Origin of the sequence: Olleya namhaensis, assembly GCF_900114005.1 — a bacterium.
Classification (GTDB): domain Bacteria; phylum Bacteroidota; class Bacteroidia; order Flavobacteriales; family Flavobacteriaceae; genus Olleya; species Olleya namhaensis.
This window is the reverse complement of record NZ_FORM01000009.1, coordinates 44473-60140: the sequence shown is the minus strand read 5'-3', so window position 1 is coordinate 60140 and position 15668 is coordinate 44473. Positions and strand designations below refer to the sequence as shown.

Annotated in this window: 12 protein-coding genes; 8 read left to right on the top strand and 4 right to left on the bottom strand. The window is 33.9% G+C overall.

The window, feature by feature from the left end:
* Positions 1-69: 69 nt before the first annotated feature.
* Positions 70-1092 (top strand): helix-turn-helix domain-containing protein, encoded by a 1023-nt coding sequence (locus BMZ09_RS13930; protein ID WP_090841697.1) that lies wholly within the window; start codon positions 70-72, stop codon positions 1090-1092.
* Here the strand turns inward: BMZ09_RS13930 and BMZ09_RS16370 are convergent.
* Positions 1089-1745, bottom strand: a complete 657-nt coding sequence (locus BMZ09_RS16370; RefSeq protein ID WP_090841695.1) for a hypothetical protein — start codon at positions 1743-1745, stop codon at positions 1089-1091. The two genes, BMZ09_RS13930 and BMZ09_RS16370, sit on opposite strands and share 4 nt — an antisense overlap.
* A 103-nt stretch (positions 1746-1848) precedes the next feature.
* Between BMZ09_RS16370 and BMZ09_RS13920 the strand changes: the two genes are divergently transcribed.
* A complete protein-coding gene (locus BMZ09_RS13920; protein WP_090841693.1) occupies positions 1849-3177 on the top strand; it encodes an aspartate kinase in 1329 nt (442 codons plus the stop codon).
* Positions 3178-3213: 36 nt separating this feature from the next.
* Here the strand turns inward: BMZ09_RS13920 and BMZ09_RS13915 are convergent, their stop codons facing one another.
* Positions 3214-3864 (bottom strand): peroxiredoxin-like family protein, encoded by a 651-nt coding sequence (locus tag BMZ09_RS13915; RefSeq protein WP_090841691.1) that lies wholly within the window; start codon positions 3862-3864, stop codon positions 3214-3216.
* A gap of 88 nt (positions 3865-3952) precedes the next feature.
* Positions 3953-5245, bottom strand: coding sequence for an aminopeptidase P family protein (locus BMZ09_RS13910; RefSeq protein ID WP_090841689.1), 1293 nt, complete (start codon positions 5243-5245; stop codon positions 3953-3955).
* Positions 5246-5461: 216 nt separating this feature from the next.
* Here BMZ09_RS13910 and BMZ09_RS13905 point away from each other — a divergent pair, with 216 nt between their 5' ends.
* The 6 genes from BMZ09_RS13905 to BMZ09_RS13880 all read left to right on the top strand — a co-directional run bounded on the left by BMZ09_RS13905 (position 5462) and on the right by BMZ09_RS13880 (position 14675).
* On the top strand, positions 5462-8272 hold the full coding sequence (locus tag BMZ09_RS13905; RefSeq protein WP_090841687.1) for a WD40/YVTN/BNR-like repeat-containing protein: 2811 nt from the start codon (positions 5462-5464) through the stop codon (positions 8270-8272).
* 107 nt (positions 8273-8379) lie between these two features.
* The gene (locus tag BMZ09_RS13900; protein WP_090841685.1) at positions 8380-9066 is read left to right on the top strand and encodes a succinate dehydrogenase cytochrome b subunit; all 687 of its coding nucleotides are present in this window, start codon (positions 8380-8382) and stop codon (positions 9064-9066) included.
* Positions 9067-9080: 14 nt separating this feature from the next.
* Positions 9081-11078: a fumarate reductase/succinate dehydrogenase flavoprotein subunit gene (locus BMZ09_RS13895; protein WP_090841683.1), complete on the top strand. Its 1998-nt coding sequence runs from the start codon at positions 9081-9083 to the stop codon at positions 11076-11078.
* Positions 11079-11087: 9 nt separating this feature from the next.
* Positions 11088-11834 carry a succinate dehydrogenase/fumarate reductase iron-sulfur subunit gene (locus BMZ09_RS13890; RefSeq protein ID WP_090841681.1) on the top strand — a complete coding sequence of 249 codons (747 nt, stop codon included), beginning with the start codon at positions 11088-11090 and terminating at the stop codon, positions 11832-11834.
* A 109-nt stretch (positions 11835-11943) separates the two neighbouring features.
* Complete coding sequence (locus BMZ09_RS13885; protein ID WP_090841679.1) at positions 11944-12900, top strand: M28 family peptidase; 957 nt, start codon at positions 11944-11946, stop codon at positions 12898-12900.
* 5 nt (positions 12901-12905) lie between these two features.
* Positions 12906-14675, top strand: coding sequence for a MutS-related protein (locus BMZ09_RS13880; protein ID WP_090841677.1), 1770 nt, complete (start codon positions 12906-12908; stop codon positions 14673-14675).
* A gap of 64 nt (positions 14676-14739) precedes the next feature.
* Here the strand turns inward: BMZ09_RS13880 and BMZ09_RS13875 are convergent, their stop codons facing one another.
* Positions 14740-15633, bottom strand: coding sequence for a thioredoxin domain-containing protein (locus BMZ09_RS13875; RefSeq protein ID WP_090841675.1), 894 nt, complete (start codon positions 15631-15633; stop codon positions 14740-14742).
* Between the last annotated feature and the right edge of the window lie 35 nt (positions 15634-15668).

The following is a 15668-nucleotide window of genomic DNA, read 5'->3' as shown; positions in this document are numbered from 1 at the left end:
GTTTAAAGCGGTCTAGAAATTTTAAAAAATAGCTTCATGAGAGTAGATTTGCTTGAAAATATTTATATTATGAAGCAGCCAAAATTAGGTGAGAAGATCTCGCAATTAAGAAAACAAAAAGGACTAACACAAGAAGAGTTAATAGAAAAATGTAATATAAGTGTTAGAACAATTCAGCGTATTGAAGCAGGAGAAGTAACACCAAGAAGTTATACTCTTAAAACAATCTTACATGTATTAGATTATGACTTAAGTCAGATGCAATACGAAGATGATCAATCTTCATCTTTTGAAAAATCTTTAGAAACTTTTAAAGCAAATTGGTTTCAAGAAAGTCAAGAGAAATATTTTGTTATAATTGCACCTTTTTTATTGTTTTCGTTTACTTATCTAACTCTTAGTGTTTTCAAATTAGAAGATTTTTTTCTTAAAAATCTAGTGCTATTTATTTTGATTACAGGTTTTTTCTCATATTTTACTTTCACTTTTTCTGCAGGATATTTTGAAAGAAGAAAAAAACATGTTTTAGAAAAACAGTTAGAGAACAAAGATATCATTAGTGTTGGCTATAGTTTGTTAAAATTACTAGGGGTATTAATTTATTATTTTGCACTTTTAACAGCTTTTTTATTACACTTTTATTTTTTGAATGATCAAGTGTTATGGGATTTCTCTAATTTGGATTGGACAGCTATTTTGTTGGATGTTTTGATGGTTAAAATTTGCGCTTATTGGTTAAATAAAATAATAACTAAAGTTTTTATAAGAAAATTTGGGTTAGTAATAGACGAGAATGGTGTTACTGACAATTGCTCTGAATTATCAGCTGGGTTTGTACCTTGGTCTGATATTAAAAAAATAGAAGTAAGGTCTTTACTACTTAACCAAAAAGCTATTATTTTGGTGTTGAAAAACCCCGAGGAATTTGTAAGCAAATACGAGTCAGGGTCATTAAAAAGAAGAATAGGTGATGCTAGTTATAAAAGATTTGATTCTCCAATTCGATTAAAGACAAAGTACATAGACATTAGACCTAGTCAATTATATCTAGTCTTAAATAGTAAGCTTCAAGAATATATAAAAAATAATTAATTCTTCAGGTTTTTAATTACTGAAAATGCTTTGTCAACCACGTGGTCTTCTACTAATACCGTAAATTCATTGGTGGTAGAAACAACTTCGTATAACGGAATGTTTTCCCAAGCTAATCGTTTAAATATTTGGTAATATAAACCTGATATTTTAGAGTTGTCTTTTGGTAAACGGATACTGATTGCGGATAAGTTTTCTTGTAATCCAATCTGTTTTTCGTTAATAAAACATTTTAATATTTTCTTGTTTTCAGAATTCGATATAATAATATTACTTTCAAAAATTCCTCGTGTAAAGGCGTAAAAAATATCTTTATTAGCTTCTACTTGATCTAAAATTTTGGTGTGACTTTGTATTAGGGTTTCAGAATTCTGAAATGTAAAATCACTTAAGTTAGAGCGTACCGTGATATCTCCTAAATTTTGTAGCGTGCTTTTTAGTTTTAAAGAATGACGCAACGTATTTGGTGTGTTGTATCTGCGTAAAGCCATCATAATAGCTCCAGATTTTACGGGTTTACGCAACATGGCACTAATTGGCGCGTTCAATTCTTCGGCTAAGGCAGAGTAGTTAATAATGCTTCTAGACAATGCTTCTTCTAAAAACGGTTGCGTGATTAATATGTCTTCTACGCAAGAGGCGATAGTTTTCATTCTGTTAATTATTTAACAATTTGTGTAAAAATAGTACAATTTTTTCATTTTTATGGCTATCTCTTAGTCTCTAAGTAATTTAGCCTTATAAAATTTAAATATTATGTTAGTACTAAAGTTTGGAGGAACATCTGTAGGGTCTATTGAAAACATGATTAATGTTAAAAACATTATTAACAATGGGCAGCAAAAAGTAGTAGTTTTATCAGCAATGTCTGGAACAACTAATGCTTTAGTAAAAATTACAGATTATATTAAAAACCATAAGTCTGATGATGCTTTGATTGTTATTGATGCACTTAGAAACACGTACAACAAGACCATAAAAAAATTAATTACTAATCCGGAATTGCATAAAACGGTCTTTGTTTATGTTAACGATGTTTTTAATACGCTAGAATCACTGGTTAATAGATTGTATGATGACATATTATATAATCAAATTGTGTCTCAAGGTGAATTGTTGTCCACCTTTATTTTTAGTCACTATTTACAACAAGAAAATATAAATGCAGTGTTGTTACCTGCTTTAGATTTTATGCGTATTGATAAATCTAACGAGCCTGATAATTATTACATTCAGCAGAATTTAAATCGTATTTTAAAAGAAACCGCACAAGCAGATATTTATATCACACAAGGTTTTATAAGTCGCGACGCAGAGGGTAATATTGCTAATTTGCAGCGCGGAGGAAGTGATTATACGGCGACTATAATTGGGTCTGTTTTAAAGGTAGAAGAAGTGCAAATTTGGACAGATATTGATGGTTTTCATAATAACGATCCACGTTTTGTAGATAATACAACCGCTATTTCTAATTTGTCTTTTGATGAGTCTGCAGAGTTGGCTTATTTTGGAGCTAAAATATTGCACCCGCAAACGGTTATGCCTGTGCGTGCATTGGATATTCCGGTGCGATTAAAAAACACAATGGCTCCAGAAGCACACGGTACGTTGATTACTAATCAAGTCCATGGAGAAGGGATAAAAGCAATTGCTGCAAAAGATAATATTACGGCTATAAAAATAAAATCTGCTAGAATGTTATTGGCACATGGTTTTTTAAAGAAGGTTTTTGAGATTTTTGAGCGTTACGAAACGTCCATAGATATGATTACAACATCAGAAATCGCAGTGTCTTTAACTATTGATAATACCACGCATTTAGAAAGTATAGTTGAAGAGTTAGAGCGCTTTTCTGTAGTTGAGGTTGATAATTATATGAGTATCGTCTGTTTGGTTGGTCATGCCATTATATTTCATCCAGATACGCCTAATCTATTCCAGATTTTACAAGATGTTACTGTGCGTATGATTTCTTACGGCGGAAGTAATAACAACATCTCACTACTAATAAATACTAGTGATAAAAATGAAACCTTGAAAAAGCTACAGCGTTATGTTTTTGAGAGTCATACCGTTTTGGTTTAAAATGAGAAAAAGCAAGCTTTAGGGCTTGCTTTTTTTTTAAGACAATTTTTTCAAAGCTTCAATTATTTCATCTGGTTCAGATCGCGTTCGGTAATCTACATTAACATAGTTCCATTTAACTATTCCGTCCTTTGCTATTATAAAGGTGGCAGGAATTGGAAGTATGCTGCTATTACCATTGTTAATTTTTTTCAAATCAAGATTTCGATCTACACGCATATGCTCCATTAAAAATTCTGGGACTTCCCAAGCAACACCATATTGTGTGGCAATTCTAGCATCTTGGTCAGACAATACAATAAATTCCATGTCATTAATTTCATTTTTTGTCAATGATCCGTCTGGCACTTCAGGGCTAATAGCTACTAAAGTTGCGCATAAAGCTTTAATGGTGCTTAATTTAGCTTGCAATGCTCTAAGTTGTAAGTTGCAATACGGGCACCAACTACCACGATAAAAGGTAATAACAACCGGACCTTTATCTAGTAAGTTTGCCAGGATTACGTCTTGCCCTTCAGGATTTGGTAACTTAAAATCAGGAGCTTTATGTCCAATTTTTATTGCGTTTTTTCCGTATTCAAAGTCTTTTGCTTTATTAATAATAGCGTCAACACCTTTCATGAATTCGGGATTATTTTGTCTGCCTGATGCGATTTTAGCATCAGTTTGTTCTTTAAGTGTTTTCATTTGTTTTGTCTGTTTATAAAAACTAGGTGTTAGTGTAATAAAGAAAAGCGAACCTTACGCTCGCTTTTCTTTAAAAAAATTACAACTTTTACTTATTCATTATATCTTCAATTTCCTCAATTTCAATGGGGATGTCTCTCATTAAATTAAAAGGAGCTCCAGATTTTTGGATAACCACATCATCTTCTAATCTAATACCAAAACCTTCTGCAGGAATGTAGATTCCAGGTTCTACTGTAAATACATTGTTAGCTTGCATTGGCTCAGTTAAAATACCATAATCATGCGTGTCTAATCCCATATGGTGAGAGGTTCCGTGCATGAAGTATTTTTTATAAGCAGGCCAGTCTGGATTTTCATTTTGCACATCTGCTTTGTCAAGTAAGCCTAGACCTAAAAGCTCGCTAGTCATTAATTTACCAACTTCAATATGGTAATCTGCCCAAATAGTTCCGGGAACTAGTAGTTTAGTTGCTTCGTTTTTTACTCTTAAAACAGCATTGTAAACCGCTTTTTGTCTGTCGTTATATTTACCAGAGACAGGAATTGTACGTGTCATATCACTTGCGTAATTGGCATATTTTGCTCCTGCATCAATCAATATTAAATCTCCAGCTTTACATTCTTGGTTGTTTTCTATATAGTGCAATACGTTGGCGTTGTTTCCAGAACCAATAATTGGCGTGTAAGCAAAACCATCAGAGCGGTTGTTTAAAAACTCATGCATAAACTCGGCTTCAATATTATATTCCATAACGCCGGGCTTTACAAAACTTAACACACGTCTAAAACCTTTATTTGTTATATCGCAAGCCGTTTGGATTAAGTCTAATTCTATTTGGTCTTTTACAGATCTTAAACGTTGTAAAATAGGATTACTTTTAGCAACGCTATGTGCTGGGTATTTATTTCTGATCCAAGTTGTAAAACGGTCTTCTCTTGTCTCCGTTTCTACGTTAGCTCTGTAATGCTCGTTTGTGTTGATGTAAACTGTTTCGGCTTGTGTCATCATTTCAAACACTACTTTTTCTAAGTCTTGTAACCAGTAAACTGTTTTAATTCCACTAGTTGTTAATGCAGCGTCTTTAGTTAATTTTTCGCCTTCCCAAACAGCAATATGTGCGTTAGTTTCTTTTAAAAATAAAACTTCTCTGTTTTTAGGATTTGGACAGTCCGGAAATAAAACTAAAATACTTTCTTCTTGATCAACACCACTTAAATAAAAGATATCACGGTGTTGCTCAAAAGGTAAAGTGCTGTCAGCACTAACTGGGTAAATGTCATTTGAGTTAAAAAAAGCAATACTTTTCGGCTTCATTTGAGACGCAAAGTTTTTACGGTTTTTTACAAAAAGTGAGGCGTCTATTTTATGGTATTTCATAATAGGATAAGATTATTTTTTATTTCGACGTAAGTCAAAATAGTATAGATATTTTATAATTATTTTTTTCCGTCAAGCGGAAAGTATAAGTAGTCGTAAAAGTAATAACTTTAAGAGAGATAACTTATAAATGTTTCTTAAAATCTGATGCGTTTTGGGTTTTTACTTTGGCAATATTAGTTTTATCAGTATCTTCAAAACTTATAATAATCAACCATGAAACTAAGATTTATATTATCCCTATTTATTGTTTGTTCGGTTAGCGCGCAACAAGATTTACTAACGCAAAAAGCACTATTACAAACCAACTCAATAGTTAAAAATGTAGCGTTCCAAAACATTGGGCCAACGGTTATGAGTGGGCGTGTTGTGGATTTAGCAGTAAACCCCGAAGACCCTACGGAGTTTTATGTTGGGTATGCTTCTGGTGGTGTTTGGCATACAACTAATAATGGGACGACGTTTGTGCCTATTTTAGATAGTTCTCAAACACAAAATGTTGGTGATATTGCAGTGCATTGGCAGTCTAAAACTATATGGGTTGGTACGGGAGAGAATAATGCGTCTAGATCTTCATATTCTGGTGTCGGGATGTTAAAATCTACAGATAACGGAAAGACGTGGCAGCATGTTGGGTTGTCAAATTCGCAACATATTGGTCGTATTTTAATTAATCCAAATAATGTTAACGAAGTAACGGTTGGTGTAACGGGTGCTTTGTATTCTAGTTCTGAAGATAGAGGGGTTTATAAAACTAAAGATGGCGGTGATACTTGGACTAAGACGTTATATATTGATGATGTCAGTGGGATTATTGACATGCAGCATGTTTCTGGCGATTATAACACCATGTTTGCAACCTCATGGACTAAGGATAGAAAAGCGTGGAACTTTGATGGAAGTGGAAATAACTCAGCAATCTATAAGAGTACAGACGCAGGAGAGTCTTGGGTAAGAGTGTCTACAAAAAACAGTGGGTTTCCTACAGGTGATGGTGTTGGTAGAATAGGATTGGCTATTTACGATAATAATATTATTTATGCGATTCATGATAGTCAGTTTAGAAGACCGTCAAGCGGAAATAAAACAAATACAAGAGGTTTACAAAAGAACGATTTTAAAACAATGACTACGTCTGAGTTTTTAAGTTTAGAGGATAAAAAACTGAACAGTTTTTTGAAGACCAATGGGTTTCAAGAAAAGTACAGAGCCGAAAATGTAAAACAAATGGTGCGTAGCGGAAACGTGAAACCAATTGATTTAGCGCATTATTTAGAGGATGCTAATTCTATGTTGTTTGACACGCCGGTTATTGGAGCGGAGGTTTATAAAAGTATAGATGGTGGTAAAACATGGTCTAAAACACATGCTGATTATCTGGATGATTTGTACTATAGTTATGGTTACTATTTTGGGCATGTTTATGTGTCTCCTGCAGATCAAAATGATATTTATGTTTATGGTGTGCCTATTTTAAAATCTAAAGATGGTGGAAAAACATTTACGTCGATAAGTGCAGAAAATGTGCATGCAGATCATCACGCGCTTTGGATAAATCCTAAAAACCCTGATCATTTAATTAATGGTAATGATGGTGGTGTTAATATAACTTACGATGATGGTATTAATTGGATAAAAAATAATTCGCCTTCTGTTGGACAATTTTATGCTATAAATGTGGACAATCAAAAACCATATCGTGTGTATGGCGGTTTGCAGGATAATGGTGTTTGGGTTGGTGCAAATAATGCTCTGGAAGACAAGAGTTGGCATCAAAGCGGAGAGTATCCATGGAGAAGTATAATGGGAGGTGATGGTATGCAAATTGAGATTGATAATCGTAACCCAGACATTGTTTACACGGGATACCAATTTGGTAATTATTTTAGATTAAATAGGGATACGGGAGAACAAACATACATCCAGCCAAAGCATGAGTTAGGAGAAAAGCCGTACCGTTTTAATTGGCAAACACCAATACATTTATCACGTCATAATCAGGATATTTTGTATTTAGGTGGTAATAAGTTGATGCGATCTTTAGATCAGGGTAATACTTGGGAAGCGATAAGTAAAGACTTAACACAAGGCGGAAAAAAAGGAAATGTAGCTTACGGTACAATCGCGACTATAAGCGAGTCTCCTTTTGAGTTTGGTTTAATGTACGTGGGTAGTGATGATGGGTTAATACATGTTACAAAAAATCAAGGCGCAACATGGGAAAACATCTCTGGTAATTTGCCTGATGATTTATGGGTGACACGTGTCGTGGCTTCTAAGCATAAAAAAGAACGTGTTTACGCTACGTTAAATGGTTATAGATTTGACGATTTTGCAACGTATGTGTACATGAGCGATGATTACGGTCAAACTTGGAAGTCAATAAGTGCTAACATACCTACTTCGCCAGTAAATGTGATTGCAGAGGATGAAGTTAAAGACAATATTCTATATTTAGGTACCGATAACGGGGCTTATGTAAGTTTTAATAATGGAGGGCAATGGGAAGCATTTTCTAAAAACCTGCCTGCTGTCGCTGTTCATGATATTAAAATGCACAAAGAAAGTAACGATTTGTTGTTAGGTACGCACGGACGTGGAATTTATAAAACAAACGTGGCTGCTTTGCAAAAGTTTGATTCCCAAATGACTCAAAATAGTAAAATGACCATTTTTGATTTGGATGCCATTAGATATTATTCACGTTGGGGTAACTCTTGGAGTAAATGGATGCAACCGTTTGAACCAAGCACAACAATTCAAGTGTTTAGTGATGTCTCTGGTAACAAAGAAGTTGAGGTCTTGACGGAAAGCGGTAAGGAAGTGCAACGTTTTTCTGTAATGCTAAATAAAGGGTTTAATTTTATTGTTTACGATCTGACGATTAATGAAAAAGGAAGAAAATCTTTAATGAAAGAAAATACGGCTATCGATATCAATAAAGCTAAAAATGGTAAGTATTATCTGATTAAAGGACAATATAAAATTAAAATTGAAGGTGTAGAAAAAAACTTTGAAGTAGAGTAGCGGGTTGTTACTTAAACCCATTCTAAATAGTACAAAAAAGTTTTAAAATTTGTTAGTATATCGCTTGTGGCTTATCTTTGTATAACAAATAATTAACTTCAACTATAATGAGCGGAATTTTAAATTCTTCAATAGGAAGAAAGTTTGCGATGGCACTTTCAGCATTCTTTCTAATGTTTTTTTTACTTCAACATTTTTCAATAAACATACTATCGGTATTTAGTCCAGATACTTTTAACGAGGTATCTCACTTTATGGGAACTTTTCCGTTAGTGCAATATGTATTACAACCTGTATTAATTTTTGGTGTTGTGTTTCACTTTGTAATGGGATTTGTTTTAGAAATTAAAAACAACAAAGCAAGACAAATTAGTTATGCAAAAAACAATGGAGGAGCAAATTCTTCTTGGATGAGCAGAAACATGATTTGGAGTGGTGCTGCAATTTTAGCATTTGTTTGCCTTCACTTTTACGATTTCTGGTTTCCAGAAATAAACACCAAATTTATTGTTGGTGACATGTCAGGTCTTATGGATCCAAACAATGCAGAAAGTGGGTTTAGATACTACGAAGAGCTACAACACAAATTTGTAGATTTATGGAGAGTAGCACTTTATGTGATTGCTTTTGTATTCTTAGCACTACACTTATTACACGGTTTTGATTCGGCTTTTCAGTCTGTTGGAGCAAATAACAAATACACAAAAGGGTTAAAAAGATTTAGTAAAATCTACGCAATCGGGATTCCATTAGGATTCATTTTTATTGCTGTTTTTCACTTTTTAAACCACTAAAAAATATAGTTACTATGAGTTTAGATTCAAAAGTACCTCAAGGTCCAATTAAAGATAAGTGGACAGATTATAAAAATCATATCGATTTAGTAAACCCTGCTAACAAACGTAACATTGATGTTATTGTTGTTGGTACAGGATTAGCTGGTGGATCTGCTGCTGCAACTTTAGCAGAGCTAGGATATAACGTAAAAGCATTTTGCTTTCAAGATTCTCCAAGACGTGCGCATTCAATTGCGGCACAAGGAGGAATTAACGCAGCAAAAAATTACCAAGGTGATGGTGACTCAACTTACAGATTATTTTACGATACTGTAAAAGGAGGAGATTACCGTTCTCGTGAAGCAAACGTATACCGTTTGGCTGAGGTATCTGCAAATATAATTGACCAATGTGTTGCTCAAGGAGTTCCTTTTGCACGTGAGTATGGTGGATTATTAGATAACCGTTCATTTGGGGGTGTATTAGTATCACGTACTTTTTACGCAGCTGGACAGACAGGACAACAATTATTATTAGGAGCGTATTCTGCTATGAACCGTCAAATTGGTCGTGGTAAAATCAAAATGTACAACCGTCACGAAATGTTAGACGTTGTTAAGGTTGATGGAAAAGCTCGTGGAATTATAACACGTAACTTAATTACTGGAGAAATTGAAAGACATTCAGCACATGCTGTAGTTCTTGGAACTGGTGGTTATGGTAACGTTTTCTTCTTATCAACTAACGCGATGGGAAGTAATGTAACAGCAGCATGGAAAGCACACAAACGTGGGGCTTACTTTGCAAACCCTTGTTACACACAAATTCACCCAACATGTATCCCGGTTTCTGGAGATCATCAGTCTAAACTAACGTTAATGTCTGAGTCTTTACGTAATGATGGACGTATTTGGGTGCCAAAACACATGAAAGATGTTGAGGCTATTAAAGCAGGTAAATTAAAGCCTGTACAATTAGCTGAAGAAGATAGAGATTACTACCTAGAGCGTCGTTATCCTGCATTCGGAAACTTAGTACCTCGTGATGTTGCCTCTCGTGCAGCAAAAGAACGTTGTGATGCTGGTTTTGGAGTTAATGCAACAGGAGAAGCTGTATTCTTAGATTTTGCTTCGGCAATTCAACGTTACGGTAAAGAAGCTGCTCACGTTAAAGGTTTAGACGAAAACGATGCTGCACTTGTTAAAAAATTAGGACAAGAAGTAATCAAGAATAAATACGGAAACTTATTCCAAATGTATGAGAAGATCGTAGATCAAGATCCATACAACACACCAATGATGATTTATCCAGCAGTACACTATACAATGGGTGGTGTTTGGGTTGATTATAACTTAATGACAACTGTTCCTGGATTATATGCAATTGGAGAAGCAAACTTCTCTGATCATGGTGCTAACCGTTTAGGTGCCTCTGCTTTAATGCAAGGTCTTGCAGATGGATATTTTGTGTTACCTTATACTATTGGAGATTACTTGTCTGATGATATTAGAACAGGTCCAATTTCTACAGATACAAAAGAATTTGTTGAAGCTGAAGCTGAAGTAAGAAAGAATATCGATCATTTAATAAATAACAACGGGACACATTCTGTTGATTATTTCCATAAGCGTTTAGGTAAAATCATGTGGAATAAATGTGGAATGGCTAGAAACGCAGAGGATTTAAAGTCTGCAATTACTGAGATTTCTGAACTTAGAGCAGAATTTTGGAAAGACGTACGTGTACCAGGAACACAGAATGAATTTAACGAAGAACTAGCTAAAGCAGGTCGTGTAGCAGATTTCCTTGAATTAGGAGAGCTGTTTGCTAAAGATGCTTTACAACGTGAAGAGTCTGCAGGTGGTCACTTTAGAGAAGAGTATCAAACACCTGAAGGTGAAGCGATGCGTCGCAAAGAGTTTCAATACGTATCAGCTTGGGAATACAAAGGAGAACCAAAAGATGCTATACTTCATAAAGAAGAATTAGCATATGAGAATATTGAAGTAAAAGAAAGAAGTTATAAATAAAGAAAAGCTATGAATTTAACGTTAAAAATTTGGCGTCAAGCAAACGCTAACGATAAGGGGAAAATGGTTGATTATCCAATCAGCAATATATCTCCGGATATGTCTTTTCTAGAAATGTTAGACGTTTTAAATAACGAATTAATAGAAAAAGGTGAGTCGCCAGTATCTTTCGATCACGATTGTCGTGAAGGAATTTGTGGGTCATGCTCATTATATATTAATGGTGAAGCACATGGTCCTGACCGTTTAATTACAACATGTCAGTTACACATGCGTACGTTTAAAGATGGTGAAACTATAACTATTGAGCCTTGGAGAGCTAGTGCTTTTCCTGTAATTAAGGATTTAGTTGTAGACAGAACAGCATTTGATCGTATACAACATGCAGGTGGATTTATTTCTGTAAATACATCTGGAAACACAATTGATGCTAACACGATACCTGTAAATAAACAAGACGCAGATGACGCTTTTTCAGCAGCAACTTGTATTGGGTGTGGTGCTTGTGTAGCCTCTTGTAAAAACTCTTCTGCAATGTTATTTGTTGGTGCTAAAGTATCACAATTTGCATTATTACCTCAAGGTAAAGTAGAAGCTACAGAGCGTGTTTTAAACATGGTTAAACAAATGGATGAAGAAGGTTTTGGTAACTGTACCAACACTGGAGCATGTGAGGTGGAATGTCCTAAAGGAATTTCTTTAGAGAATATTGCACGTATGAATCGTGAGTATTTATCTGCAAGTTTAAAAGGATAAAAAAGACATAATTGTCACGCTTTGCATTAGCAAAGCGTCTTAAATAAATAAAAACCCAAGCGATAAGCTTGGGTTTTTTAGTTACTTTTATAATGTAAATATCCCTTATATGAAATCTATATATCTATTACTTTTAGTGCTAATAGTTAGCTGTAAATCAGATAACAAAGCAACGCGAGACATAGCGGTAACTGATGTTTCTAAAACTAGCAATGCTAATCAGGTTACTGTGGACTATCAGTTTGATACCACTGCGTTATTAGATAATGTAAAAGAATTATCTTCAGACACCTATCAAGGTCGCAGAACTGGAACCAAAGGTGGCGAGCTAGCAAGAGCATTTGTAATTAAACAATTTATTGCACGTGGTGTTACTCCATTAGTGCCAGATTATACGCAACCTTTTACATTTAAAATAACTAAAAGCTACGATGCGGTTAATATTTTAGGGTTAATAAAAGGAACAGAAAGCACTGATAAATACATTGTATTATCTGCGCATTATGATCATGAAGGCGTTAAAAACGGAAAGATATATAATGGAGCAGATGACGATGCATCGGGTATTAGTGCATTGTTCGCTTTCGCGGAATTTTTTGCCAAGTATCCGCCAAAACATAATGTTATTTTAGCAGCTTTTGATGCTGAAGAATTAGGTTTAAAAGGGGCTTATCATTTTGTTGAAGACAATACTATCCAAAAAAGAAATATCGTATTGAATCTTAATATGGATATGATTAGTAGAAGTGAAGACAAGCAGTTATTTGCTGTCGGGAGTCACCATTATCCAATTTTAAAACCAATCATAGCTAATTTTAAAGATATTGGAACTACAGATCTAATAATAGGGCACGAAGGTGTTACAAAGGGAGATGATTGGACCTATTCAAGTGATCATGCAGCGTTTCATAAAGCTAAGATCCCTTTTATTTATTTTGGAGTAGCAGATCATAAAGATTATCACAAGCCAACAGATGATTTTGAAAACATTGATCAACAATTTTATAAGGATGCAGTACAAACTATTATAACTGTGTTTACTCAATTTGATAATTTAGATTTTTAATATAAATGACGGATTCTAATTCTTATTACAACAGTAATATTGTAAACTATACAACAGAAGTTTCTAAGCTTTACAAGCAGCTAACCTCTTTAAGTATTGCTAGACTTTTAGTGTTTCTAATCACTGCGGTTGGGGCCTATTTTACGTTTGGTAATTGGGGCTTGTTTTCTGTTATTATAATACTTGTCATTGTCTTGTTTATAGTGTTATTATCGCGTTATACCAATATTAAATCCGTTTACAATTTAAAAAAAGAGCTAATCACAATTAATCAGGATGAGCTAAAGATTGCTTCTGGAGATTTTTTTGAAAAACCGGATGGTCTTACGTTTCAGGAGGCTAACCATAATTATGCTTTAGATATTGATTTATTTGGTAGAGGTAGTTTCTTTCAATTTATAAATAGAACAGCAATAGAGGAAGGTTCGGAAAAGTTAGCAACTAGTTTAAAAGCTAACGTCACAGATGATATTGTACTTAGGCAAGACGCTATTAAAGAGTTAGCTAACAAATCAGATTGGAGACAGCAATTTCAAGCTAATGCTAGTTTAATTAAAGTAGAGACCAAAGGAGCTACAATTCTAAAGTTTTTAAAAGCGCACGAGTCCATATTACCTAAAAACATAAAGATATTACCTTTAGTGGTTTCAGTATTGACTATTATAATTATTGGTTTAGCAATTGCTAAAATAACACCTCCAATTACTATTGGATATTGGTTATTTGTCGGCTTGTTTGTTACTGGACGTTATGTCAAAAAAATAAATGGGCTGAGTGCTAATGCAGATAAAATGCGAGACACTTTTCGTCAATACACCTCTTTGTTAAAAGCTATCGAAACCGAAACATTTACGTCACAATTACTAATTAGCAAGCAGGCTCAAATTCAATTAAAAGACAAAAAAGCGTCTCAGATTTTAAAAGAACTATCAAAAGCAATGGACGCTTTAGATAACAGAAGTAATTTAATCTCGGCTATTTTTGGGAATGGGTATTTTTTAACTGACATAAAGCATACGTATACAATAGAACAGTGGTTAGAAAATTATAAAGACAAAGTTGAAGATTGGTTTGAAGTCGTTGCTTTTTTTGATGCTTATAACAGTTTAGGAAACTATGCTTTTAATCATCAAGAATATGTCTATCCTCAAATAGTAGATAAAAATGAAGATACTAAAGTCACGCAATTAGGACATCCTTTATTAAAATCTGCCAAACGTGTGGATAATGATTTTGAAATAAAAAACAAGCAGTTTTTTATTATTACTGGTGCAAATATGGCAGGGAAAAGTACGTTTTTGCGCACAGTGTCTTTACATATTGTTATGGCTAATGTTGGTTTGCCAGTTTGTGCAACAGCATCGGTGTATAGTCCTGTAAAATTAATTACAAGCATGCGTACCAGCGATTCTTTAACGGATGACAGTAGTTACTTCTTCTCAGAGTTAACACGCTTAAAATACATCGTAGATGCTATTAAGCAGGATAATTACTTTATTATTTTAGACGAAATCCTAAAAGGAACAAATAGTACAGATAAAGCTATTGGGTCGCGCAAGTTTGTCGAAAAATTGGTAGCCAGTCATGCTACCGGGATAATTGCTACACACGATCTAAGTTTATGCGAAATTGAAAAGCATTTATCAGAAGTAAAAAACCACTATTTTGATGCGCAAATCATTGATGATGAATTGTATTTTGATTACACCTTTAAAAAAGGGATTTGTCAAAATATGAATGCTAGTTTCTTACTTAAAAAGATGGAGATTGTGTAGGTGTGATATAATAAATATAATCCCTTTTTGATCAAAAGGGATTTAATCTATAATGTCATTACGGCTATTTTTGTTCAGCCCTTATTTTATCCAACATCTCCAATGCGTTTTTATCTTCAGGCTTAAATTGGAGTACTTTATTGTAATTTTTTGTAGCCTCCTTATAGTTTTTAGTCATATAAAAAGCTTCGCCTAAACTATCAAAAACGTTGGGGTTATTAGGGAACATTTTAGTGTTTAAATCAAAAAGATACAACGCTTTGTCAAATTGCTTGTCCTTTAAATGCCAGTATCCCAATGTATTTAATTCTTTGCTTCCTTCTGAGTAGTCTGGGAAATACGTTAAAAAGTTAGATTCTAACGCAATCAAGTCTTCTAATGGTTTTTCATTCATGTTGTAAAATGTAATGTTAGCAACATAATACTTAGCAAAATAACGTTGGTTAGTGACTATTTTCTCAATGTCGCGTTCTAAAGTTTCAACAGGATGCTCTACTATTCTATTAATTTCTTTTCCATCTTTATAAAAAATAAAAGTTGGTACACGATGGATGTTAAATCCTTTTTCTTCTCCATTAGGTCCTTTTTTGTAGCTTTCTTTTGTGTTGTCTAAAGCAAAGACCTCTAAGTTGTCCATATTAAAATTAGCTAATTCTAGTACTTTGTAAAAACGTGGAACTTCTTTTTTACTATCTCCACACCAAGTACCTAAAAAGACTTTAATGGTGTAGTTGTTTAGCGAGTCTTTAAAGGTGTTTATTAGTTTTTCGTTGGCTATATACTCGTCATGATTTTTATTAAACCACGTTTTATAACCGTCTTTTAAAAGACCATCTTTATTAATCTTTCCTAATAACTTTGGCTGCCCCTTGCCATCCATAACTTCAGTATTTATTGTTTGGGCAATTGTGGTGGTAAGGGTTACTAAAAAAAGGGCAATGGATACAAGTAATTTCATAAGTGTTGTTTTTGATTGATATACTCAAATCTATC

Coding starts and splice junctions, on each gene's coding strand:
- BMZ09_RS13930 (WP_090841697.1), top strand. CDS start 70: ATGAAGCAGCCAAAATTAGGTGAGAAGATCTCGCAATTAAGAAAACAA.
- BMZ09_RS16370 (WP_090841695.1), bottom strand. CDS start 1,745: ATGAAAACTATCGCCTCTTGCGTAGAAGACATATTAATCACGCAACCG.
- BMZ09_RS13920 (WP_090841693.1), top strand. CDS start 1,849: ATGTTAGTACTAAAGTTTGGAGGAACATCTGTAGGGTCTATTGAAAAC.
- BMZ09_RS13915 (WP_090841691.1), bottom strand. CDS start 3,864: ATGAAAACACTTAAAGAACAAACTGATGCTAAAATCGCATCAGGCAGA.
- BMZ09_RS13910 (WP_090841689.1), bottom strand. CDS start 5,245: ATGAAATACCATAAAATAGACGCCTCACTTTTTGTAAAAAACCGTAAA.
- BMZ09_RS13905 (WP_090841687.1), top strand. CDS start 5,462: ATGAAACTAAGATTTATATTATCCCTATTTATTGTTTGTTCGGTTAGC.
- BMZ09_RS13900 (WP_090841685.1), top strand. CDS start 8,380: ATGAGCGGAATTTTAAATTCTTCAATAGGAAGAAAGTTTGCGATGGCA.
- BMZ09_RS13895 (WP_090841683.1), top strand. CDS start 9,081: ATGAGTTTAGATTCAAAAGTACCTCAAGGTCCAATTAAAGATAAGTGG.
- BMZ09_RS13890 (WP_090841681.1), top strand. CDS start 11,088: ATGAATTTAACGTTAAAAATTTGGCGTCAAGCAAACGCTAACGATAAG.
- BMZ09_RS13885 (WP_090841679.1), top strand. CDS start 11,944: ATGAAATCTATATATCTATTACTTTTAGTGCTAATAGTTAGCTGTAAA.
- BMZ09_RS13880 (WP_090841677.1), top strand. CDS start 12,906: ATGACGGATTCTAATTCTTATTACAACAGTAATATTGTAAACTATACA.
- BMZ09_RS13875 (WP_090841675.1), bottom strand. CDS start 15,633: ATGAAATTACTTGTATCCATTGCCCTTTTTTTAGTAACCCTTACCACC.